Annotated in this window: 22 protein-coding genes; 13 read left to right on the top strand and 9 right to left on the bottom strand. The window is 46.2% G+C overall.

Annotation, left to right across the window (positions count from 1 at the left end; translation table 11 throughout):
* The first annotated feature begins 107 nt into the window (after positions 1 to 107).
* Complete coding sequence (locus AACT23_RS13815) at positions 108 to 1,379, top strand: NRAMP family divalent metal transporter (protein WP_094127407.1); 1,272 nt, start codon at positions 108 to 110, stop codon at positions 1,377 to 1,379.
* A gap of 77 nt (positions 1,380 to 1,456) precedes the next feature.
* On the opposite strand, the gene rapA is transcribed toward AACT23_RS13815, so the two are convergent.
* Positions 1,457 to 4,366: an RNA polymerase-associated protein RapA gene (rapA, locus tag AACT23_RS13820; protein WP_094127409.1), complete on the bottom strand. Its 2,910-nt coding sequence runs from the start codon at positions 4,364 to 4,366 to the stop codon at positions 1,457 to 1,459.
* A gap of 434 nt (positions 4,367 to 4,800) precedes the next feature.
* On the opposite strand from rapA, the gene AACT23_RS13825 reads away from it, so the two are divergent.
* The 7 genes from AACT23_RS13825 (at position 4,801) to AACT23_RS13855 (ending at position 11,364) form a co-directional block, all read left to right on the top strand.
* A complete protein-coding gene (locus tag AACT23_RS13825; RefSeq protein ID WP_094127413.1) occupies positions 4,801 to 6,177 on the top strand; it encodes a PhoH family protein in 1,377 nt (458 codons plus the stop codon).
* Positions 6,178 to 6,293: 116 nt separating this feature from the next.
* Entirely contained in the window at positions 6,294 to 7,298 is a 1,005-nt protein-coding gene (locus tag AACT23_RS13830; protein ID WP_017047038.1) for an ornithine carbamoyltransferase, read from the top strand.
* A 460-nt stretch (positions 7,299 to 7,758) separates the two neighbouring features.
* Complete coding sequence (pyrB, locus tag AACT23_RS13835; RefSeq protein WP_013855987.1) at positions 7,759 to 8,688, top strand: aspartate carbamoyltransferase; 930 nt, start codon at positions 7,759 to 7,761, stop codon at positions 8,686 to 8,688.
* A gap of 16 nt (positions 8,689 to 8,704) precedes the next feature.
* Positions 8,705 to 9,172 (top strand): aspartate carbamoyltransferase regulatory subunit, encoded by a 468-nt coding sequence (gene pyrI / locus AACT23_RS13840; RefSeq protein ID WP_010318833.1) that lies wholly within the window; start codon positions 8,705 to 8,707, stop codon positions 9,170 to 9,172.
* A 120-nt stretch (positions 9,173 to 9,292) separates the two neighbouring features.
* Positions 9,293 to 9,682 (top strand): RidA family protein, encoded by a 390-nt coding sequence (locus tag AACT23_RS13845; RefSeq protein ID WP_094127415.1) that lies wholly within the window; start codon positions 9,293 to 9,295, stop codon positions 9,680 to 9,682.
* 190 nt (positions 9,683 to 9,872) lie between these two features.
* Positions 9,873 to 10,424 (top strand): heme NO-binding domain-containing protein, encoded by a 552-nt coding sequence (locus tag AACT23_RS13850; protein WP_013855985.1) that lies wholly within the window; start codon positions 9,873 to 9,875, stop codon positions 10,422 to 10,424.
* Positions 10,417 to 11,364 (top strand): sensor histidine kinase, encoded by a 948-nt coding sequence (locus tag AACT23_RS13855; protein WP_017047037.1) that lies wholly within the window; start codon positions 10,417 to 10,419, stop codon positions 11,362 to 11,364. The genes AACT23_RS13850 and AACT23_RS13855 overlap by 8 nt, the downstream gene beginning before the upstream one ends.
* A gap of 8 nt (positions 11,365 to 11,372) precedes the next feature.
* Here AACT23_RS13855 and AACT23_RS13860 read toward each other — a convergent pair whose 3' ends face one another.
* From AACT23_RS13860 to mlaF, 8 genes are all read right to left on the bottom strand, one after another.
* Positions 11,373 to 12,119, bottom strand: a complete 747-nt coding sequence (locus AACT23_RS13860; protein ID WP_013855983.1) for a 1-acylglycerol-3-phosphate O-acyltransferase — start codon at positions 12,117 to 12,119, stop codon at positions 11,373 to 11,375.
* 89 nt (positions 12,120 to 12,208) lie between these two features.
* Positions 12,209 to 13,474 carry a UDP-N-acetylglucosamine 1-carboxyvinyltransferase gene (gene murA / locus AACT23_RS13865; protein WP_026029130.1) on the bottom strand — a complete coding sequence of 422 codons (1,266 nt, stop codon included), beginning with the start codon at positions 13,472 to 13,474 and terminating at the stop codon, positions 12,209 to 12,211.
* A gap of 9 nt (positions 13,475 to 13,483) precedes the next feature.
* Positions 13,484 to 13,738 (bottom strand): BolA family iron metabolism protein IbaG, encoded by a 255-nt coding sequence (gene ibaG / locus AACT23_RS13870; protein WP_013855981.1) that lies wholly within the window; start codon positions 13,736 to 13,738, stop codon positions 13,484 to 13,486.
* Positions 13,739 to 13,751: 13 nt separating this feature from the next.
* Positions 13,752 to 14,060, bottom strand: a complete 309-nt coding sequence (locus AACT23_RS13875; RefSeq protein ID WP_094127417.1) for an STAS domain-containing protein — start codon at positions 14,058 to 14,060, stop codon at positions 13,752 to 13,754.
* Positions 14,057 to 14,695, bottom strand: a complete 639-nt coding sequence (gene mlaC, locus AACT23_RS13880) for a phospholipid-binding protein MlaC (RefSeq protein WP_029190030.1) — start codon at positions 14,693 to 14,695, stop codon at positions 14,057 to 14,059. Before mlaC ends, AACT23_RS13875 begins: the two co-directional genes overlap by 4 nt.
* A gap of 20 nt (positions 14,696 to 14,715) precedes the next feature.
* On the bottom strand, positions 14,716 to 15,207 hold the full coding sequence (gene mlaD, locus AACT23_RS13885; RefSeq protein ID WP_010318826.1) for an outer membrane lipid asymmetry maintenance protein MlaD: 492 nt from the start codon (positions 15,205 to 15,207) through the stop codon (positions 14,716 to 14,718).
* Positions 15,208 to 15,209: 2 nt separating this feature from the next.
* Positions 15,210 to 16,001 (bottom strand): lipid asymmetry maintenance ABC transporter permease subunit MlaE, encoded by a 792-nt coding sequence (mlaE, locus tag AACT23_RS13890; protein ID WP_013855979.1) that lies wholly within the window; start codon positions 15,999 to 16,001, stop codon positions 15,210 to 15,212.
* Positions 15,998 to 16,795: a phospholipid ABC transporter ATP-binding protein MlaF gene (mlaF, locus tag AACT23_RS13895; RefSeq protein WP_026029128.1), complete on the bottom strand. Its 798-nt coding sequence runs from the start codon at positions 16,793 to 16,795 to the stop codon at positions 15,998 to 16,000. The genes mlaE and mlaF overlap by 4 nt, the downstream gene beginning before the upstream one ends.
* 271 nt (positions 16,796 to 17,066) lie before the next feature.
* On the opposite strand from mlaF, the gene AACT23_RS13900 reads away from it, so the two are divergent.
* Genes AACT23_RS13900 through lptA form a run of 5 tightly spaced genes read left to right on the top strand, consistent with a single transcriptional unit; the run spans position 17,067 to position 20,621 of the window.
* Positions 17,067 to 18,032 (top strand): calcium/sodium antiporter, encoded by a 966-nt coding sequence (locus AACT23_RS13900; protein ID WP_094127419.1) that lies wholly within the window; start codon positions 17,067 to 17,069, stop codon positions 18,030 to 18,032.
* Positions 18,033 to 18,051: 19 nt separating this feature from the next.
* The gene (gene kdsD / locus AACT23_RS13905) at positions 18,052 to 19,026 is read left to right on the top strand and encodes an arabinose-5-phosphate isomerase KdsD (protein WP_094127421.1); all 975 of its coding nucleotides are present in this window, start codon (positions 18,052 to 18,054) and stop codon (positions 19,024 to 19,026) included.
* Positions 19,026 to 19,580, top strand: coding sequence for a 3-deoxy-manno-octulosonate-8-phosphatase KdsC (gene kdsC, locus AACT23_RS13910; RefSeq protein WP_202599046.1), 555 nt, complete (start codon positions 19,026 to 19,028; stop codon positions 19,578 to 19,580). Before kdsD ends, kdsC begins: the two co-directional genes overlap by 1 nt.
* The gene (gene lptC / locus AACT23_RS13915; protein WP_013855973.1) at positions 19,577 to 20,140 is read left to right on the top strand and encodes an LPS export ABC transporter periplasmic protein LptC; all 564 of its coding nucleotides are present in this window, start codon (positions 19,577 to 19,579) and stop codon (positions 20,138 to 20,140) included. The genes kdsC and lptC overlap by 4 nt, the downstream gene beginning before the upstream one ends.
* Positions 20,121 to 20,621, top strand: a complete 501-nt coding sequence (lptA, locus tag AACT23_RS13920; protein WP_013855972.1) for a lipopolysaccharide transport periplasmic protein LptA — start codon at positions 20,121 to 20,123, stop codon at positions 20,619 to 20,621. Before lptC ends, lptA begins: the two co-directional genes overlap by 20 nt.
* Positions 20,622 to 20,623 lie beyond the last annotated feature (2 nt).

Consider the following 20,623-nt stretch of genomic DNA (forward strand, 5'->3'; position numbering starts at 1 on the left):
AAATTGACAGATTAACTGGGTGTGATATTGATTGATGAGCTTGACATTAAAGTCAGCTTCAAAAGCAAGAATTATAAATAACACAACATCAAGTCTAAGGAACAAGAATGGAACACAGCGTCCCTTATCAATCGGCCAAACGTTTAACCCTGCCACAACTGCTTCGTTCACTCGGGCCGGGCATTATGATGGCAGCAGCAGCCGTCGGCGGCTCTCATCTCGTCGCGTCAACTCAAGCAGGTGCAATTTATGGCTGGCAACTCGCAGGCCTCATTTTGCTGGTCAACTTATTAAAATACCCCTTTTTTAAGGCTGGCATTCAATACACCATGGGGACAGGCAAAAGTTTAGTACAAGGCTATGCTCATCTCGGGCGCGCTTACTTATGGGTTTTTGCCCTCTTAAGCGTGGTATCGGCCATTATAAACACCGCCGCGTTACTGCTGTTTAGCGCCAGTTTACTGGCCTATTTTGTCCCTTTTGAGCTGGGCAATATTGTTCTTTCCGTGATTGTGCTGACCACTTGTTTGCTGATCCTTTTTGCAGGCCACTTTCGCGCGCTCGACTCACTTTCTAAAATGATTATGGCAGTACTGACAATCGCCACCTTACTCGCCGTGGTGATTGCCGTCGCAACCCCAGCACAGATAGTGGTAGAAACCATTTCGCCTTCACCTTGGGCACTCGCCGCGATCGGTTTTTTGGTGGTGACAATGGGCTGGATGCCCGCACCCATTGAGATTTCGAGCATCACTTCGGTGTGGCTCAAGCGTCAATGCCAAGAGCAGCAAGTGACGCCGCAATCCGCGCTATTTGATTTCAATGTGGGCTATATCGGTACTGCAATCTTAGCGATTGTATTTTTGGCGCTTGGTGCCTTAGTACTACACGGAACAGGCGTTGAACTCTCGAAATCTGGCGTCGGCTTTTCGCATCAATTGGTCGGATTGTACGCTTCAACCATAGGTGAGTGGTCACGTTATTTGATTGCAGTGATCGCCTTTTTCTGTATTTTTGGTAGCACCATCACCGTTATTGATGGCTATTCACGAGTGATTGCAGAATCACAACGTCTTTTGCAAAACAAAGAGAGCCAAAGCCCACGTTGCTACCAAGTTTGGGTCATCGTGGTATCGGCTTTAGCGCTGGCCATCATTGCCTTTTGGGCTTCAGCACTGATGCCAATGCTGAATTTTGCGATGATCATGGCATTTATGACCACGCCAATTTTTGCGCTGCTCAACTATATTCTGGTGACTAAAACACCTTTACCGGCTGAACTCGCGGTAGGAAAAAAACTCAAAGCACTGTCTATCGTAGGGCTTGTTTATCTGTTTGGCTTTTTAGCGCTATTTATTTGGTGGAAGTGGGTTATGTAATAGCAGACAAAACAAAGGCCTTATCGAAAAAGGCCTTTGTTATTTTTAATGCACGCCACAAGGGCCAATTAAAGGGATCAGTTATGCGTCACAACAATTAAACGCAACGAATCCAGTTGGAATTGCGCTTTACCGATGTAACCGCTTAACTCGTTAATCTGCTCTTCAATCGCGCTGATCTCTTCATCACGAATGTTCGGGTTGACTGCTTTAAGCGCCAATAAGCGCTCCAGTTCACCGTTTAAGCTCGACTGCATCTCTTTTTGCGCTTGTTCACGAATCGCTTCAACACGGCTCACAACTTGGCTTTCACTGGCAGCAATTAAGCTATGCACATCATTTTGTACTGACGTAACGAGCTTGCTGGCCAAATGACGATTCACTGGGCTTAATTGGCGGTTGAAGCTTTCAAACTCAACTTGCGCGGAGAGATCATTACCACGCGCATCCATCATCAAACGGATTGGTGTTTGAGGAAGGAAGCGGCTGATACCACTGCGTTTTGGCGCTTGTGCATCCACCACATAGATCAACTCAAGCAGCAAAGTCCCAACAGGCAAAGCTTTATTTTTCAGCAGAGAAACCGCCGATGTTCCCACGCCTTCGCTCATCAGTAGGTCGATCCCGCCTTGAATCATCGGGTGTTCCCAACTGATGAAATTCATATCTTCACGCGATAATGCCGTATCACGATCAAAAGTGATGGTCGCTCCTTCATACGGCAAACCGGGGTAGCTTGGCACCATCATGTGCTCTGATGGTGTGACCACCAGCGCGTTTTCACCCCGATCATCTTGGTTTAAACCGATCGCATCAAATAAGCTCAAAGCGAAAGTAACCAAGTTAGTATCGCCATCCGTTGATGCTATACTTTCGACGATTTTCAATGCTTTTTCGCCACCGTTTGAATGCATTTCAAGCAGTCGGTCACGCCCTTGTTCAAGCTGAGCCTTCAACGTTTTGTTGAGCGTTGCCGACTGTTCAATGATCTCATCCAACGTATCGATATTTCCCGAAGCCAGCATGTCAATCAGATCATCGGCATATTTATCATACACAGCGCGGCCTGTTGGGCAGGTTTCAGCAAATGCATTCAAGCCTTCATCAAACCAACGCGCCAAAATCGCTTGCGATGTGCCTTTAAGGTACGGCACATGGATATCGATATCACGGTGTTGACCAATACGATCCAAACGGCCAATGCGTTGCTCTAAAAGATCTGGGTTAAACGGCAGATCAAACATCACCAGCTGGTTAGCAAATTGGAAGTTACGCCCTTCAGAGCCGATTTCACTACAGATAAGCACTTGCGCGCCACCCTCTTCTTGTGCGAAATAAGCGGCGGCTTTATCACGTTCTAAAATCGACATACCTTCATGAAAAACGGTGGCGCGAATGCCTTCACGCTCACGCAGTGCTTGCTCCAGTTGTAACGCGGTGCTAGCGCGAGAAGCGATCACTAAAATCTTTTCGCTGCGTTTTTCTTTCACTTTTTCAAGCAGCCAATTCACGCGAGAATCGAACTGCCACCAACTTGCATCATCGCCTTCAAACTCTTGGAAAATCTCTTCGGGGTAGAGCATTTTCATCGCGCGAGCCTGAGCACTGAGCTTACCGCCGATCATGCCAGCCACTCGCATCGAGGTCGTGTATTGCGCGGGGATTTCCATCGGCATCAAGTGCACATTACGCACAGGGAATCCTTTAATCGCAGAGCGGGTGTTTCTAAAAAGCACGCGGCCTGTGCCATGGCGATCCATCAGATTATCAATCAGCTCTTGGCGAGCAGAGGCTTTGCTCTCTTCATCGGCATCGCTTTCAATAATGCGAAACAGCGGCTCAACATCTTGCTCTGAAAGTAGCTCAGTGATTTGGTTTTTGGCTTCGTTTTGCAACTTCTCACCCGAAAACAAGGCACTGACTGAATCGGCTACGGGCGCATATTGCTCTTCTTCTTCAACGAACGCCTCGTAATCGTAAAAACGATCGGGATCGAGCAAACGCAAACGCGCAAAGTGGCTTTCACGGCCCAATTGCTCCGGCGTTGCCGTTAGCAGCAATACCGCAGGGGTGTTTTGCGCTAGCCCTTCGACCACTTGGTATTCGCGGCTTGGTTTATCTTGGCTCCATTCTAGATGGTGAGCTTCATCCACCACCAATAGATCCCACTCCGCCTCAAGTGCTTGTTCAAAACGTTGACGACTTTTACGCAGAAAATCGAGCGAACAAAGCACATATTGCTGAGTATCAAAAGGGTTGTGTGCTTCAGCGAACGCTTCAACACAGCGCTCCTCATCAAAAATGGAGAAATGAAGATTAAAGCGACGCATCATCTCCACCAACCATTGGTGCTGCAAGGTTTCCGGCACCACAATTAAAATACGTTCCGCGCGGCCAGAAAGCACTTGTTGATGAATGATCATCCCCGCTTCAATGGTTTTACCTAACCCCACTTCATCGGCTAATAACACGCGGGGCGCATGGCGACGGCCAACCTCATGTGCGATATAAAGCTGATGAGGAATCAGGCCCGCGCGCATGCCACATAAACCACGCATTGGGCTTTTGTGTTGTTGATATTGGTTAGTGAGGGCGCGATAACGCAACACAAAATTATCCATGCGATCAATTTGACCTGCGAACAATTTATCTTGCGGTTTGTTGAAACGGATTTGGTGGCTTAAGAAAATTTCACGTAGCGCCACGCCGCTTTCATCGTTGTCTTCGCGCGTACCGAGATAAGTGAGTAGTCCTTGTTCTTCAACAACTTGCTCAACGCGTAGCGACCAGCCTTCTTGGCTTTCAACCACATCGCCGCTATTGAACGTCACTCGTGTTACCGGGGCGTCACTGCGTGCATAAACGCGGTTTTCTTCTGATGCAGCAAACATCAAGGTCACAGTACGCGCATCAAGCGCTACCACAGTACCTAAACCAAGATCACTTTCTGTATCGCTTATCCAGCGTTGCCCCAAAGCAAAACTCATGAATCGACTACCTTATTTATTTGGAATGGATTGTATCGATCTGCTACCACGTGAAGGCAACTCCTAATTATGATTGTTGTTGGAGTGTGGTGCAGAAAAAGGTCGCTAATCTTACTTGATGGCGTGATACAGGTCACGTGTAAAGCGAAGGATAACCAAGATTTTTTTCTTCAACTTTTGGTTGACATCAAACTGTAAGAAATCGGTGGCATTTGTAGTAAACAAGGTTGCTATACTTGTTGTAACGATGCTTGCTTTGCCAGTCAAAAGGATGACTCTGGCACGAAGCATGCTGACCAAACAGACAATGAGTATCAACACAGGCTTGCAGTAAGTCATCGAGCAATCGAGTCACTACCGGCATCCATTGATCGATAACCTCTACTTGCTAGCACCTTTTGTTAAGCACGCTGCACAGCAGCAAGGAGACGCTTATGGGCGATACCGATCGGAAACTGTTTGTACTTGATACCAACATCCTGCTTCATGAACCTTTAGCCATTTACTCCTTCCAAGAGCATGATGTGGTCATTCCGATGACCGTTCTTGAAGAACTTGACCGGATCAAAGACAGCAAACGCGATGTTGCACGAGATGCGCGGGTCGCTATTCGTGCTTTAGAGCACTTATTCCACGATGCCACCCCAGACGAAATTACCGAAGGTATTCCATTTTCTAAAGAGGCCAGCAAGACGGGAACTATCTCGATCCTTGCCGACTTTGAGTTGCAAGAAACCGTCAAAGCCTTTGCTGACAAAGCTGGCGACAACCGTATCCTCAACGCTGTACTTTACCTGCAAGCGAAACGAGCGCCACGTTCTGTGGTTCTCATCACCAAAGACATCAACATGCGATTGCGCGCTAAAGGTGCAGGCGTGCGCTATGTTGAAGATTACCGCACTGACCAATTGATTGATGATGTGCAGTACCTGACCAAAGGCTTCCAAGTTCGTGAAGGAAATTTTTGGAACAACGTCGATGAAGTTGAGAGTAGAACCGTCGGCGGAAAAGCCTTCCATACGTTAGATAAAACGCCGTTTGATCCAACCTTTATCAACCAGTATGTCATTGATGAAGAAAGTGATTTTTCGGCACGCGTGCATGAAATCAACGCAGAAAAAATTACGCTGCTTGATATTGGCCGCGAGAGAATGATGCACCGCAAAGCATGGGACATCACCCCAAAAAATATCTACCAAGCGATGGCGCTTGATGCCTTGCTTGATCCAAGCATTGATTTGGTGATTTTAACCGGAGCCGCTGGTAGCGGGAAAACGCTGCTCGCGATGGCCGCCGCTCTTGAACAAACCATTGAGAAGAAGATGTTCGATAAGATCATCGTCACCCGTAACACGCCAGATATCGGAGAATCGATCGGCTTCTTACCCGGAACGGAGGAAGAAAAAATGATGCCGTGGCTGGCGGCGGTTACGGATACATTGGAAGCCTTGCACAAAAACGATCACTGCACCGAAGGTTCACTCAAATACATCTGCGATAAAGCCAATATCCAGTTTAAATCGATCAACTTTATGCGTGGGCGCTCAATCCAAAATGCCTTTGTGCTACTGGATGAGTGTCAAAATTTAACCGCTTCTCAAATCAAAACCATCATCACGCGCTGCGGTGAGGGCACTAAAATTGTCTGTTCTGGTAACTTAGCGCAGATTGATTCCCACTACTTAACCCCGGTGACCTCGGGTTTGACCTACATGGTTGAGCGCTTTAAAAACTTCGAAGGCAGCGCCAACATTCACTTAAACGGCGTCGTTCGCAGCCGCTTGGCCGAATTCGCTGAAGAGAATTTATAGTCACATTAGGCGAGATATTATTAATATCTCGCCTTTATTTTAAAATAATTATTCACAAATTTAGCATTTATATGTTTTACTAAGGCCATTCATCATTCACCGTTTAGGACTGGGATATGGCTTTCAATTTACGCAACCGCAACTTTCTCAAACTGCTCGATTTTACGCCGAAAGAGATCCAATTTCTGCTCGATCTCTCTGCTGATCTCAAAAAAGCGAAATACGCCGGATCAGAACAGAAAAGATTAGCGGGTAAAAATATTGCGCTGATTTTTGAGAAAGCCTCAACACGGACGCGATGTGCATTTGAAGTGGCCGCGTTTGATCAAGGCGCTCAAGTCTCTTACATCGGGCCATCAGGGTCGCAAATTGGTCATAAAGAGTCGATGAAAGACACCGCGCGCGTACTCGGAAGAATGTACGATGGCATCCAATATCGCGGTTTTGGACAAGAAATTGTCGAAGAGCTTGGCGCACATGCTGGCGTTCCTGTATGGAACGGGCTCACCAACGAGTTCCACCCAACACAGATTTTAGCTGACTTTTTAACCATGATTGAGCATGGCCGTGGTAAGCAGTTGCACCAAGTGTCACTGGCTTATCTAGGCGATGCACGCAATAACATGGGCAATTCACTGATGGTGGGCGCAGCAAAAATGGGCATGGATATTCGCCTCGTCGCACCCAAACAGTTTTGGCCAGAAGCATCACTCGTCACCACTTGCCAAGAAATTGCCAAACAGACGGGAGCCAAAATCACGCTCACTGAAAATATACAAGAAGGCGTGCAAGGATGCGATTTTCTCTATACCGACGTTTGGGTTTCCATGGGCGAATCAGCCGATGCATGGGATGAACGCGTGGCCTTAATGACACCTTACCAAATCAATATGAATGTGATTAAGCAAACTGGTAATCCACAGGTAAAATTTATGCACTGCTTGCCTGCGTTTCATAACGACGAAACCACTGTAGGTAAAGAGGTGGCGGAAAAATATGGTATGAAAGGTTTGGAAGTCACCGAAGAGGTGTTTGAGTCTGAATATTCGATTGTGTTTGATGAAGCTGAAAACCGCATGCACACCATCAAAGCTGTGATGGTCGCGACTCTCGGCGCTTAAAAAAAACAAGGCAACAATGGATCGAAGCCCGATGAACTTACATGAGTAAGTGATTCGGGTGAGTGAAAACAGCTAACGCCGCGACAGTGCCAAAGCGACTTTTAATCCTCAAAATCATTGGTGCTGTCGCAAGGCAGCAAGAGAACGAAGCCCGATGAACTTACATGAGTAATTGATTCGGGTGAGTGAAAGCAGCTAACGCAGCGACAGTGCCAATGATGAAGAGGATTGTGAGGTAATCGCTTGCGCTCACACAACGAAAGCGTATAATTCCCAGCAATTTGTCTGAGGGGTAGCCATGAAAACGGACGTTGTTATTCACATCTACAACGCAATTCGATTCAATGTAGGTCAGCGTACTGACTTACTGGGCGCGTTATTTTTCCCCTCTCTTGATTTTTAAAGCCTCCCTATTGGGGGGCTTTTTTATGGCTACTAGAAAATTATAGGGAAGACGACTATGGTGAATTCGCTTTATCAAAAGCACATTATTTCGATTCCGGAGCTCTCTCGTGACGAGCTGGAATTGATTGTGAAAACCGCAGGCCAACTCAAAGCGGAACCAAAACCAGAGCTGATTAAGCACAAAGTGGTAGCAAGCTGCTTTTTTGAGCCGTCGACTCGTACTCGTTTGTCTTTTGAAACTGCTATTCAACGCATCGGCGGCAGCGTGATTGGCTTTGATAATGGTGGCAATACGTCACTGGCGAAAAAAGGCGAAACACTGGCCGATTCAGTACAAGTGATCTCCTCTTATGTGGATGCGTTTGTGATGCGCCACCCCCAAGAAGGTGCAGCACGTTTAGCCTCTGAATTTTCAAACGGCGTTCCTGTGATTAACGCTGGCGACGGCGCTAACCAACACCCAACTCAAACACTGCTTGATTTGTTCACCATTGCCGAAACACAAGGCCGTTTAGATAACATTAATATCGCCTTTGTTGGCGACTTGAAATATGGCCGTACCGTCCATTCTTTAACCCAAGCTTTGGCTAAATTTAACCACATTCGCTTCTTCTTTGTTGCGCCGGATGCGCTAGCAATGCCTGACTATATTTGCGAAGAGTTAGATGATGCAGGCATTGAGTACAGCCTGCACACCGATATGGAAAGCGTTATTCCACAGTTAGATATTCTGTATATGACGCGCGTCCAAAAAGAGCGCTTTGATGAATCAGAGTACGCGCACATTAAATCGGCGTACATTTTGACAGCCGCCATGCTTGAAGGTGCGCGCGATAACTTAAAAGTGCTGCATCCGCTTCCGCGCGTGGATGAAATCACCGTTGATGTGGACAAAACGAAGCACGCTTACTTCTTCCAACAAGCAGAAAACGGGGTCTACGCCCGTGAAGCTTTGCTGGCGCTTGTGTTAAACGAAACCCTGTAATAAAGGAGCCCCAACCATGACTAAAGAGACTCAATTGCAGGTTGAAGCCATTAAAAACGGCACGGTTATCGATCACATTCCTGCGCAAATCGGCATTAAAGTATTAAAGTTATTCGATATGCACAATTCTCATCAACGTGTCACGATTGGCTTAAATTTACCCTCTTCCGCGCTGGGCGCAAAAGATCTGCTGAAGATTGAAAATGTGTTCATTAATGAAGCCCAAGCCAATAAATTAGCACTTTATGCACCTCATGCGACTGTCAACCAAATCGAAAACTACCAAGTGGTGAAAAAGCTAGCGTTGACACTGCCTGAGCAGATCAATGATGTTTTTGCCTGCCCAAACAGCAACTGTATTTCCCACAATGAACCGGTCGAAAGCAGCTTTAAGGTTTTCGAAAAGAAAAACGATATTCGTTTGAAATGTAAGTATTGTGAGAAAGTTTACTCACGTGAGATTGTGACCGAACGCGAGTCATAATATAACCCCATTTAAGTCTATCGATGCCTCACTTTAGTGGGGCATTTTGCACTTTACCTGCCGTTTCTTTAAAGGCAAACTGACGCCTACCCTTCCCATAAAAACAGATGGAACACAATCATGACTAAAGTACTTCATACCGAATCCGCTCCTGCCGCAATTGGCCCTTATGTACAAGGTGTCGATATTGGCAATATGGTGCTCACTTCAGGGCAAATTCCAGTCAACCCAGTCACCGGTGAAGTGTCAGCAGATATCGCAGTGCAGGCTCGTCAATCTCTCGACAACGTAAAAGCCGTGGTGGAGTCTTCTGGCTTAACGGTTTCTGACATCGTAAAAATGACTGTATTTGTTAAAGATCTGAATGATTTTGGCACGGTGAATGAAGTCTACGGTAAATTTTTTGATGAGCATAACGTGGCAAACTACCCTGCGCGTTCATGCGTAGAAGTCGCTCGCTTACCTAAAGATGTGGGTATTGAAATTGAAGCGATTGCGGTACGTAAGTAAGCATTGCTCATAATCAGCACAGTGTAAGCACCACCAGCATGCCACTCTGACGTGAATGTGCTTTTTCAAACCTCGAACCCCGTTCGAGGTTTTTGTTTAATCCAAAAAATCAATTTTTACACCTCATACTTGCTACTTTAGGGTTAGTCACCAACACTTATCGTACTTTTGAACCGTTCGAGGTAGTGAGATGCAAGGGATTATCTATACCGTTCTTTCTGATTTAGTCATCGAAAAATTTGGCGCACTGTTTTGGGATCAAATGCTCGAGGATTTAAAACCTAGCTCTCAAGGCATCTACACCGCTGGAGAGCAATACTCCGATGACGAACTGCTTGCAATGGTGGCTTATTTGAGCGAGCAGAAAAACATCCCCACCGATGATTTAGTCCGGCTTTATGGGCAATACCTATTTTCTCGCCTGTACAACAGCCTTCCTGAAAATTATCCAAATAAAAACAACTTATTAGAGTTTTTAATTTCGGTCGATCAAGTGATCCATAAAGAAGTGAAGCGGCTCTACCCCGATGCCTATTTGCCGCAATTTCAATGTAAAAGCGAGGGCGATCGATTAACCATGTATTACACCTCGAAAAGAAAATTGTGCGCTGCGGCAGAAGGACTCATCATCGGCGCTTCAGAACAATTTGGTGAAGAAGTCGAAATCGAGCAGCCCCAATGCATGCATCATGGCGCTTCATTTTGTGAAATTGTTGTCACCTTTAAGGGTAAACATGAGTGAAATAGAGCAATACCAACGCATTTATGAGCGTGAGCGTCAGGCTCGTTTGCTAGCAGAGCGGTTACTGCAAGAAAAAAGCCGCGAGCTCTACGATAAAATTTTAGAGCTGCAAGAGACTCTAGATCAACTTCATAGCGCGCAAGCTCAGCTTGTACAATCAGAAAAAATGGCCTCCGTCGGTCTGCTGGCGGCTGGCGTTGCTCACGAAATCAATAACCCAATCGGTTTTTGTCTGAGTAATTTAAATACGCTGCGTGATTACTCTCACGCCTATATAGGAATTGTCGCTTTGGTAGCCCAGCACAAAGCCGAAATTGCTAACACGGATTTCTACCGCAATTATCAAGATTATTATCAACGACATGATATTGGTTTTGTCGAAAGTGATTTAACTGACATGCTTCAAGAGACTTCGGGTGGATTGCTGCGCGTAAAAGATATTGTCACTAGCCTACAAAGCGTTTCTCACTCCAGTGATGGCCGATTTGTCGAGTGTGAGTTAAATTCGTGTATTGAATCAACACTACACATGGTCTGGAACCAATTTAAATATACGATGGAGGTCGAGCAGCGGTTGGATGAGGCTTTGCCGAAAATCAATGGGATATCAGCAGAGCTACAACAAGTGTTTATGAACCTATTTATTAACGCCTCTCACGCTTGCGAAGCACAAGGAAAGTTAACGATTAGCACAGATTCTGTGGTCGAAAAAGGGAAACGCTGGGTGAGGGTGACAGTGGCAGATAATGGGCATGGCATGAATCAAGACATCATCAACAAGGTGTTTGATCCTTTCTTCACCACCAAACCTGTCGGCGTAGGGACGGGTTTGGGTTTATCGATTTCATACAGTATTGTTGAAAAGCATGGTGGGAAAATGCAGGTCGAATCTGAAGTGGGACAAGGCACCACCTTCATACTTCTTTTTCCCACCATTTAGTAAAGCGGTTACTGACTGCGTGATGTGACTTTCTTACCATCAAGCATCGCGACCTCTTCATCCAGCTGCGCTAATTTGGCCATCATCTGCTCACGGCATAATGTCGCTAATTCCCGTAAATTTTCTTTTCCATATCCTTCAATACTGATCGGTGGCAGCATCTCAACAATCACATGACCATTGTCCCAACGGTTCAGCTTAATATCATTAGTTGAGCTGCAAACGATGGGGATAATCGGTACACCTGCGCCAATTGCCGCATGAAATGCACCCATTTTAAAGGGCAGCATGCCACGGCCACGCGAGCGAGTACCTTCTGGAAACATCCACACAGACACATCACTGGTTTTTATGCTATCGACAACTTGATCAATGGTCCCTTTGGCTTTGTTGCGATTGGATCTATCAATTAAAATATTCCCTGCTAACCAATACAACTGACCAAACACAGGTGTCCAAACTAAACTTTTTTTCCCTACTGTCACGACTTTCGGCGTTACAGCCGCAGCAACAGTACACAGATCCCAGTTATTTTGATGATTCGCAATGTAGATGTGCTGGCCGCGTTGATAAGCATCTTCTGGGATACGCAGTTCTAATTTAATACCCATCAATTTTGACATGCGGGCAAATAAACGCCCAAACGTAAATACATGTTTGGGATTACGTGGGCTAAGTAAACAGTAGCCACATCCAAAAACAAACATCACAATGGCAAACAGTGCGACTGCCAATAGACGCAAAAGAGCAATCATTTCAGTTCTCCATGGAACAAAGATAAAAAATGAGCAAGGATAAAAAAGCCGAAACCCAGAGATTTCGGCTCCATTGCATGAGCGAGAGTTTAACTGCTGACTTGAATGCGCTCAATATTAGCGCCAAGAGCCGACAGTTTATCTTCAATTCTTTCGTAACCGCGATCGATATGGTAGATGCGATCGACGATGGTTTCACCTTTTGCGATACAACCGGCAATCACTAGGCTGGCTGAGGCACGTAGATCGGTCGCCATCACCTGCGCGCCACTCAACGATTCCACATCACCACAAATCACGGTATTCCCTTCAATCTCCGCTTTTGCTCCCATACGCATCAGTTCAGGAACGTGCATAAAACGGTTTTCAAAGATGGTTTCAGTGATCTTACCACCACCTTTTGCCATCATATTAAGTAGGGTAAATTGTGCTTGCATATCGGTTGGAAAGCCAGGATGAGGCGCAGTGCGAATCGAAACCGCCTTAAGCTCTTTTCCGGTCATATCAAGGCTTATCCAGCCCTCACCCGTTTCAATCTCAGCGCCCGCTTCTTCCAGTTTTGCTAACACGGCCTCTAACAAATGCGAGTGAGTGTTGTGGCAAACAATTTTTCCGCGAGAAACAGCCGCCGCGACTAAAAACGTGCCCGTTTCAATGCGATCAGCCACAACAGCGTGTTTACCACCACCCAAACGTTCAACACCTTCAATGGTAATGGTATCGGTGCCTGCACCGGACACTTTTGCACCCAGCTTATTCAAAAACAGTGCGGTATCGACAATTTCAGGCTCACGCGCAGCGTTGTCGAGCACGGTTGTGCCTTCGGCAAGGGTTGCGGCGCACATAATGGTAATGGTGGCACCCACGCTCACTTTATCCATGACGATGTGTGCACCTTGTAGACGACCTTCGACACTGGCTTTCACGTAGCCATCTTCTAAGGTGATGGTGGCACCAAGCTGCTCTAAACCGTGAATATGCAGATCGACAGGACGAGCGCCAATGGCACAGCCTCCAGGTAGCGAAACTTGGCCATAACCAAAACGAGCCACTAATGGACCGAGAGCCCAAATAGAAGCACGCATGGTTTTGACTAAATCATACGGCGCGCAATATTCATCAATTTGACTAGGATCGACATGAACTGAGCCATTACGTTCGACTTTAGCGCCTAAACGTTTGAGCAGTTCCATTGTGGTATCAATATCGCGAAGGTGTGGCACATTGGCCACTTCTACTGGCTCAGAGGCCAAAATAGACGCAAATAAAATAGGCAGTGCAGCGTTTTTGGCACCTGAAATGGTCACTTCACCTTGAAGAGGTTGTGTTGACCCAATAACTCGAAACTTTTCCATCAATAAACCTTACAGCGACATCAACTTTTTATCACGAGCCCACTCTGTTGGTGTGAACGCTTTAATAGAAAGGGCATGAATGTCGTTTCTTTGAATGTACTCCATCAGTGGAGCATAAATAAGTTGTTGTTTTTTAACGCGACTCATCCCTGCAAAACAAGCATCAACAGCGATAACTTCATAGTGGCTACCTTCACCTTTGACGTGGATCTCTTCAAGGTTTAGTGCTTGTTCTAATAACTGTTGTACTTTTGCGCTATCCACAATGTTCCCCTGCTTAATTCTTTATATGTTGAGCCATTAAACGATCAATGTTGCTCAATTGGAATAGTGTGCGCAGTTGCTCTGGCACGAAACTGAGCATTATATGACAGTTTCGTTTTTTTGCATGCTCTATTAGGTGGATTAACATCACCATTCCGGCAGAGTCTATGCGTTCAACGTTTTTCAGTTCAATCTCAAACTGTGTACTCTCCGGGTTCCATTTTTGGATAAACACCCATAAATCAGGCACATGCTCTCTGTCTAATGCGCCCGACAAAGCCGCAATCGGTATATCAGTTTGATGCCACTGCGGATGAATCATTGCGCTTTACCTTCAAAACGGATCGGCTGATCCGCCAATTGTTGCAGTTCATTGGCAACCGCTAAGATGCCATCTTGGCGAATTTTACCGCTCCATTCAGATTGCTTACTGGAGAGCAAACTCACTCCTTCTGCAATCATATCAAAGACTTGCCATTCGCCATTTTTCTCTTTGCGCAATTTAAACTCAAGCTTGATGTTCGGTCGTGGCGTATCAATAATATCCACCTTCACGCTGGTAATGCGTTTATCATCCGACACCGCCTGTTCAGGCTCGAACTCAATAATTTGGTTACTGTACTGAGTCAATACTTGCGCATATGCACTGACAAGATAGGCACGAAATGCGGTGATGAAAGTGGCGACATCTTCACGCTTGGCCCCTTTTAAGTTTGGGCCCAATAACTTCAGTGCCGCATACTGCTCATTGACGTAAGGCATCAGCTCCTGTTCCACGATTTCTTTCAAATATTCAGGATGGTGGTGAATCGCTTCTTGTTCGGCTTTCAAACGAGTAAATGCCGTTTCAGACACCTGCTTCATCATGGTATAGGGCTGGGTTTTATCCACATTGGCCGCTTGCACAAACATAGCGGCAACGAGGGTAAATACAAAAATCAACGTCCGTTTAAACACTGTTTTTATAAACACTGTTGTTACTCCTTACCTTTTTCTTGTGAGCCACCACCGACGCTATACAGCACTTGGCCAATCAAATCTTCTAATACGAGAGCGGATTTTGTGTCTTCAATTAAGTCGCCCTCTTTTAACATCTGTTCATCTTCAAAGACAAACCCGGGCACAAGCCCAATGTACTGCTCACCAATCAATCCAGAAGTTAGAATTTGTACACTCGACGTTTCTGGAAATTGATCATATTGACTGTTAATAGCCATAGTAACCACAGGCAGCAAGCTCTCTCTATCGAGTTTAATCTCGGCCACTCGCCCAACGACCACACCACCCACTTTGACTGGCGAGCGCACTTTTAAACTACCGATATTGTCAAATTCAGCTTTCAGTTGGTAAGTATGGTTGGAACCCAACCCTTTTACGTCAGCGACCTGAAAAATCATCACCAGAATTGCGCAAATTCCAGCAAGGACAAAGCTACCGACCCAAAGTTCTATTTTTCGTGTTTGCTGCATGATTAATTCCCAAACATCAATGCGGTGAGTACAAAGTCTAGCCCTAATACAGCTAAAGACGAATGCACTACGGTTCTTGTGGTGGCACGGCTAATACCTTCCGAGGTTGGAATAGCATCGTAACCGTTAAACAGTGCAATCCAAGTCACTGTGATGGCAAACATCACGCACTTGATCATACTGTTGCCAATATCTTGCCCTAGCTCTACCGATGACTGCATCGCAGACCAAAAACTGCCGTGATCAATCCCTTTCCAATCCACGCCAACAAGCTGGCCTCCCCAAATGCCGACCGCCATAAAAATCATCGCTAGCAACGGCATTGATATTAGCCCAGCCCAAAAGCGAGGAGCGATAATACGTTTGAGCGGATCAACCGCCATCATCTCTAAACTGGAAAGCTGCTCGGTGGCTTTCATCAGGCCGATCTCAGCGGTAAGTGCAGAACCAGCACGCCCAGCAAACAGCAGCGCAGTCACCACGGGCCCAAGTTCACGCAATAAAGAGAGAGCGACCATCTGCCCAAGGCTACCTTCCGCGCCGTAATCGACCAAAATCACATAGCCTTGCAGGCTCAACACCATGCCAATGAACAAGCCAGAAACGACAATAATCGCCAGCGACTGAACACCAACACTGTAGAGCTGCTTCACTAACAATGGAAAATTCTGAATAGGCCGTGGGCGGCTCACTAATGCGCCAAACAGCATCAAGCTAGCTTTGCCAAAGGCTTGGCAAAATTCGAGCGTACGGCGACCGAGCCCTTCAATCCAGTCAGTCAATGTGGACATCATGAGAATAAATCCTTTTCTAGGCTTTGCGCTGGAAAGCGAAATGGTACTGGGCCATCAGCCTCGCCTTGTAAAAATTGTTGTACGCGAGGATCGCTATTTTGATAAAGATCGTTTGGCGTTCCTTTGGCAATCACTTTGCCGTCAGCCAGCAAATAAACCCAATCGGCAATGCTCATCACTTCAGGAACATCATGAGAGACCACTATCGAGGTCACCCCTAAAGCTTGATTCAAATTGCGGATCAATTCCACCAGCACGCCCATGGTGATCGGGTCTTGCCCCACAAACGGCTCATCATACATGATCAGTTCCGGATCCAGCGCAATCGCGCGCGCTAATGCAGCCCTTCTTGCCATGCCACCGGATAATTCGCTCGGCATGAGCAAGGCGGCACCGCGCAGACCGACCGCTTCTAATTTTAATAAAACTAATGTCTTAATCAGCGATTCATCTAATTGAGTGTGTTCACGTAAAGGGAAAGCCACATTATCGAACACATTTAAATCGGTGAATAACGCGCCCGACTGAAACAACATGCTCATTTTTTTACGAGCTTGATACAGCTTTTTGCGACTGAGCATCGGGATGTTTTGTTTGTCGAACCAAATCTCACCTTGTTCAGGAAACAGTTGTCCGCCAATAAGACGTAGCAAAGTGGTTTTACCAATACCCGATGGCCCCATAATGGCGGTAATTTTTCCTTGCGGAACGCTGAGACTCACGTCATCGAAAATCTTCCGTCCTGAACGGGAGAAGGTTAAATTCTTGATTGTGACAAGATCGTTGATTGGCATCATGAGTGTTTCACTATTGTTGTCCGCCCCAAAATGATGGGCAATCATAAGCATAACGTTCTAAAATTAAAAGCACTGTTCAATTACATCCTAAAGTAAAGCATCATCTTTCGCCAAAACAATCTTCCGGTCATTTATTGATGGATAGCTAACTAAACCATGAATTGAACGTAATTAATTGGATCTTCAGCTTCCCTTTTCGCAACCAACACGTCAAAATTAGCGGTTAATTGCATCATTTTTTCACTCATTTCATTAATTAGGTATCATCATGATCGAAGCGGTAGCGTTTCTCATTGTAGGTTTGGTGTTTTTAGTCTGGAGCGCTGACAAGTTAGTCTTTGGTTCTGCCGCGCTTGCTCGCAACTTCAGCATCTCGCCATTAGTGATCGGCATGACTATTTTAGCAATGGGATCATCAGCACCAGAGATGATGGTATCGGCAACGGCCGCTTTGGATGGGAAAACCGATACTGCCGTCGGTAACGTGCTCGGTTCTAACATCGCTAACATTGCTTTGATCTTGGGTATTACAGCACTCATCAAACCGCTTTCCGTCAGTTCTGCGGTACTCCGCCGTGAACTGCCGCTGATGATTGCGGTCACACTACTTGCTGGTGCGTTATTGTGGGATAACCACTTAGGATTCTATGAAGGTGTGTTGCTGTTTGCACTTTTCGCCGTGTTTATCATTGCGATGCTCCGCATTAGCCGTAACGAGCAAAAACATGGTGACGCGCTGCTTACCGAGCAGGAATCTGAAATACCGCAGGGCGTGAGCAACGCAAAAGCGGCTATTTGGGTAGTGATTGGGCTTATCATTCTGCCGATTGCTGCCAGCGTGTTAGTCGATAACGCCGTCATTATCGCTAAGTTTTTTGGCATGAGCGACTTGGTAATTGGCCTGACGATCATCGCTGTTGGGACCAGCTTGCCAGAGTTGGCCGCCTCACTCACAAGTGTGTTGAAAGGCGAAGATGATATGGCTGTGGGCAACATTATTGGCTCGAACGTATTCAATATTCTTGCCGTGATGGGCTTACCCGGCATTCTTAATCCATCGATACTCAGTGAGCATGCGATGGGACGCGATTTTTGGGTAATGCTTGGCGTATCTCTTCTACTGGTTGCCATGGCTTTAGGGAAATCGCGTAGTATTAACCGCATTGAGGGAGGCGTGCTCTTCCTCGCTTTTATCGGATACCAAGCTTATCTACTTATGAATATGACCGCTTAACCCAAACTCGGAGTATCGAATGTCGAATCAGTTTGATTATCGCAGTGTTGCACAGCAAGTTCTCGCCACCGAAATGGCGGCTTTACAGCAGCTAGAGCAATACTTTGACGACTCATTTTGCCAAGCGTGTGAAATGATCATTGCCAATGATCACGGCAAAGTGGTGGTGATGGGTATGGGTAAATCAGGTCATATCGGTAAAAAAATTGCCGCGACCTTAGCCAGTACTGGCACTTCGGCATTTTTCGTACATCCAGGAGAAGCGGCGCACGGTGATCTTGGTATGATCGAGCGTGGCGACATCGTAATTGCTATTTCAAACTCTGGCGAATCCTCGGAAATTTTATCACTGTTTACTGTGCTAAAACGGCTCAATATTCGCATCATTAGCATGACAGGCAACCCGTCATCGAATATGGCAAAGTTGGCCGATCTTCATTTGCAAATCACAGTCCCACAAGAGGCATGCCCGCTTGGCCTTGCGCCAACCTCCAGCACCACAGCAACGCTAGTGATGGGCGATGCGTTAGCCGTCGCACTCTTGCAAGCACGCGGCTTTACCGCTGAAGATTTTGCGCTGTCTCATCCCGGTGGGGCTTTAGGGCGAAAATTGTTGCTCAAGCTCTCTGATATCATGCACATTGGCGATGCATTACCAACAGTGCAACCAAACGCATTGATCCGCGATGCCTTACTTGAGATCAGCCAAAAAGGGTTGGGGATGACCGCGGTAGTAGACAACAACATGCAGCTTATTGGCATCTTTACTGATGGCGATTTACGCCGCATCTTAGACAAACGAATCGATATTCACAGCGCGGCAATCAGCGAGGTGATGACGCAAAACCCAACGGTAGCAAACCCTAACATGCTCGCGGTCGAAGGGTTAAACCTAATGCAAGATAAACGAATCAATGGCTTGATGCTGTGCGAAAATGGCACATTGGTCGGTGCATTAAACATGCACGATTTGCTCAAAGCAGGAGTGATGTGATGACCATGATTGATACACTCTACGGCCCGGTCTCACCGCCTATTCTCGATATAGCCAAGCAGATAAAACTGCTGATCTGCGATGTGGATGGCGTCTTCTCTGATGGCTTAGTTTATATGGGCAATCAAGGCGAAGAGCTAAAAACCTTCCACACTCGAGATGGCTACGGCATAAAATCATTGATGAATGCTGGCATTGAAGTGGCGATCATTACAGGTAGGCAGTCAAAAATTGTCGAAAACCGTATGGCCGTATTAGGCATTACACTGGTTTATCAAGGTCAGGATGACAAGGTCAAAGCCTATAACGACATTTGTCGCCAGCTCAATATTGCCCCAGAACACACAGGGTATATCGGTGATGACTTGATTGATTGGCCGGTAATGGAAAAAGTCGCGCTGAAAGTCTGTGTCGCGGATGGTCACCCGCTATTAGTTAAACGCGCAAACTACGTGACCCATATAAAAGGTGGGCATGGCGCTGTACGCGAAGTGTGTGATTTGATTTTGCAAGCTCGCGGTGAGTTAGATGTGCACAAAGGCTTAAGTGTATGAGTTTATCTCGTGTCCTCTATGTGATACTGATTTTTATCGCATCGTGGTCAGCCTATTACTTGTTCGATAAAGAACAAAATACCGATATACAAGTTGCTCCAAACTTGGAGTTACCGTCGTTTAGTGGAAAAAATCTCGACAACACCACCTATAACGAGCAAGGTATCCGCAGCTACATCATTCAATCGACGCATCTGGATCATTACGCAAAAAGTGGCGACACCATTTTCGAGTACCCGATACTCAAAGTCTTCCGTGATGGTATTTTGCAAGAGTGGGAGATTACCGCCAAACGCGGCGTACTCGATGAAGAGCAAGTACTCACACTGTATGACGACGTACTGGCAAAAAACCTATTAGCAGATTCTGGTTTTGATACGCTTTCAACCATTAAGATGAGCATTCAACTCAATAATCGCGATTTTTGGGCCGATAATCAGGTCGATTTGGTTGGGCCACAATTCGAAACACAAGGACAAGCGATGAAAGGCAACTTTGCCGACAATACCGCTATTCTTTATAACCATGTACAAGGTAGATATGAAACTCTCACACCTTAGTCTTATTGCTTGTTTAGCGATTTCTGGTCACGCATTGGCATTGTCCACCGATAATGCCCAACCAGTTTACATCGATTCTGACAGCCAACAGCTCGACATGAAAAGCAACAAAGTGACTTTCCTTGGTGATGTCAAACTCAAACAAGGCAGTATCAGTATCAACGCCGACAAAGTGATTGTAACTCGTGATGCGAAAGATGGCTCCATTCAAGAAATTGAAGGATATGGCAACCTCGCCACTTTTTCGCAATTAACCGACGATGGCAAAACCTTGTATGGTGAGGCGAAAGAGCTCTATTACAAATTGGCCGATGATCAGTTGACGATGATCGATCAAGCCATGTTGTCACAAGATGATAGCATCATCCGTGGTACGAAAATTCGCTACAAAATTTCGTCACAGAAGCTGATGGCTGATGGTAACTCTAACGAGCGAGTATCGACCGTGCTTCAACCGCAAGCCACTACGACACAAGAATAATT

The organism is Vibrio sp. V09_P4A23P171 (assembly GCF_963875615.1).
Classification (GTDB): Bacteria; Pseudomonadota; Gammaproteobacteria; order Enterobacterales; family Vibrionaceae; genus Vibrio; species Vibrio anguillarum.

Bases quoted from the DNA above. Each gene is read 5' to 3' on its own strand.
- AACT23_RS13815 (WP_094127407.1), top strand. From the start codon at position 108: ATGGAACACAGCGTCCCTTATCAATCGGCCAAACGTTTAACCCTGCCA.
- rapA (WP_094127409.1), bottom strand. From the start codon at position 4,366: ATGAGTTTTGCTTTGGGGCAACGCTGGATAAGCGATACAGAAAGTGAT.
- AACT23_RS13825 (WP_094127413.1), top strand. From the start codon at position 4,801: ATGGGCGATACCGATCGGAAACTGTTTGTACTTGATACCAACATCCTG.
- AACT23_RS13830 (WP_017047038.1), top strand. From the start codon at position 6,294: ATGGCTTTCAATTTACGCAACCGCAACTTTCTCAAACTGCTCGATTTT.
- pyrB (WP_013855987.1), top strand. From the start codon at position 7,759: ATGGTGAATTCGCTTTATCAAAAGCACATTATTTCGATTCCGGAGCTC.
- pyrI (WP_010318833.1), top strand. From the start codon at position 8,705: ATGACTAAAGAGACTCAATTGCAGGTTGAAGCCATTAAAAACGGCACG.
- AACT23_RS13845 (WP_094127415.1), top strand. From the start codon at position 9,293: ATGACTAAAGTACTTCATACCGAATCCGCTCCTGCCGCAATTGGCCCT.
- AACT23_RS13850 (WP_013855985.1), top strand. From the start codon at position 9,873: ATGCAAGGGATTATCTATACCGTTCTTTCTGATTTAGTCATCGAAAAA.
- AACT23_RS13855 (WP_017047037.1), top strand. From the start codon at position 10,417: ATGAGTGAAATAGAGCAATACCAACGCATTTATGAGCGTGAGCGTCAG.
- AACT23_RS13860 (WP_013855983.1), bottom strand. From the start codon at position 12,119: ATGATTGCTCTTTTGCGTCTATTGGCAGTCGCACTGTTTGCCATTGTG.
- murA (WP_026029130.1), bottom strand. From the start codon at position 13,474: ATGGAAAAGTTTCGAGTTATTGGGTCAACACAACCTCTTCAAGGTGAA.
- AACT23_RS13875 (WP_094127417.1), bottom strand. From the start codon at position 14,060: ATGATTCATCCGCAGTGGCATCAAACTGATATACCGATTGCGGCTTTG.
- mlaD (WP_010318826.1), bottom strand. From the start codon at position 15,207: ATGCAGCAAACACGAAAAATAGAACTTTGGGTCGGTAGCTTTGTCCTT.
- mlaE (WP_013855979.1), bottom strand. From the start codon at position 16,001: ATGATGTCCACATTGACTGACTGGATTGAAGGGCTCGGTCGCCGTACG.
- mlaF (WP_026029128.1), bottom strand. From the start codon at position 16,795: ATGCCAATCAACGATCTTGTCACAATCAAGAATTTAACCTTCTCCCGT.
- AACT23_RS13900 (WP_094127419.1), top strand. From the start codon at position 17,067: ATGATCGAAGCGGTAGCGTTTCTCATTGTAGGTTTGGTGTTTTTAGTC.
- kdsD (WP_094127421.1), top strand. From the start codon at position 18,052: ATGTCGAATCAGTTTGATTATCGCAGTGTTGCACAGCAAGTTCTCGCC.
- kdsC (WP_202599046.1), top strand. From the start codon at position 19,026: ATGACCATGATTGATACACTCTACGGCCCGGTCTCACCGCCTATTCTC.
- lptC (WP_013855973.1), top strand. From the start codon at position 19,577: ATGAGTTTATCTCGTGTCCTCTATGTGATACTGATTTTTATCGCATCG.
- lptA (WP_013855972.1), top strand. From the start codon at position 20,121: ATGAAACTCTCACACCTTAGTCTTATTGCTTGTTTAGCGATTTCTGGT.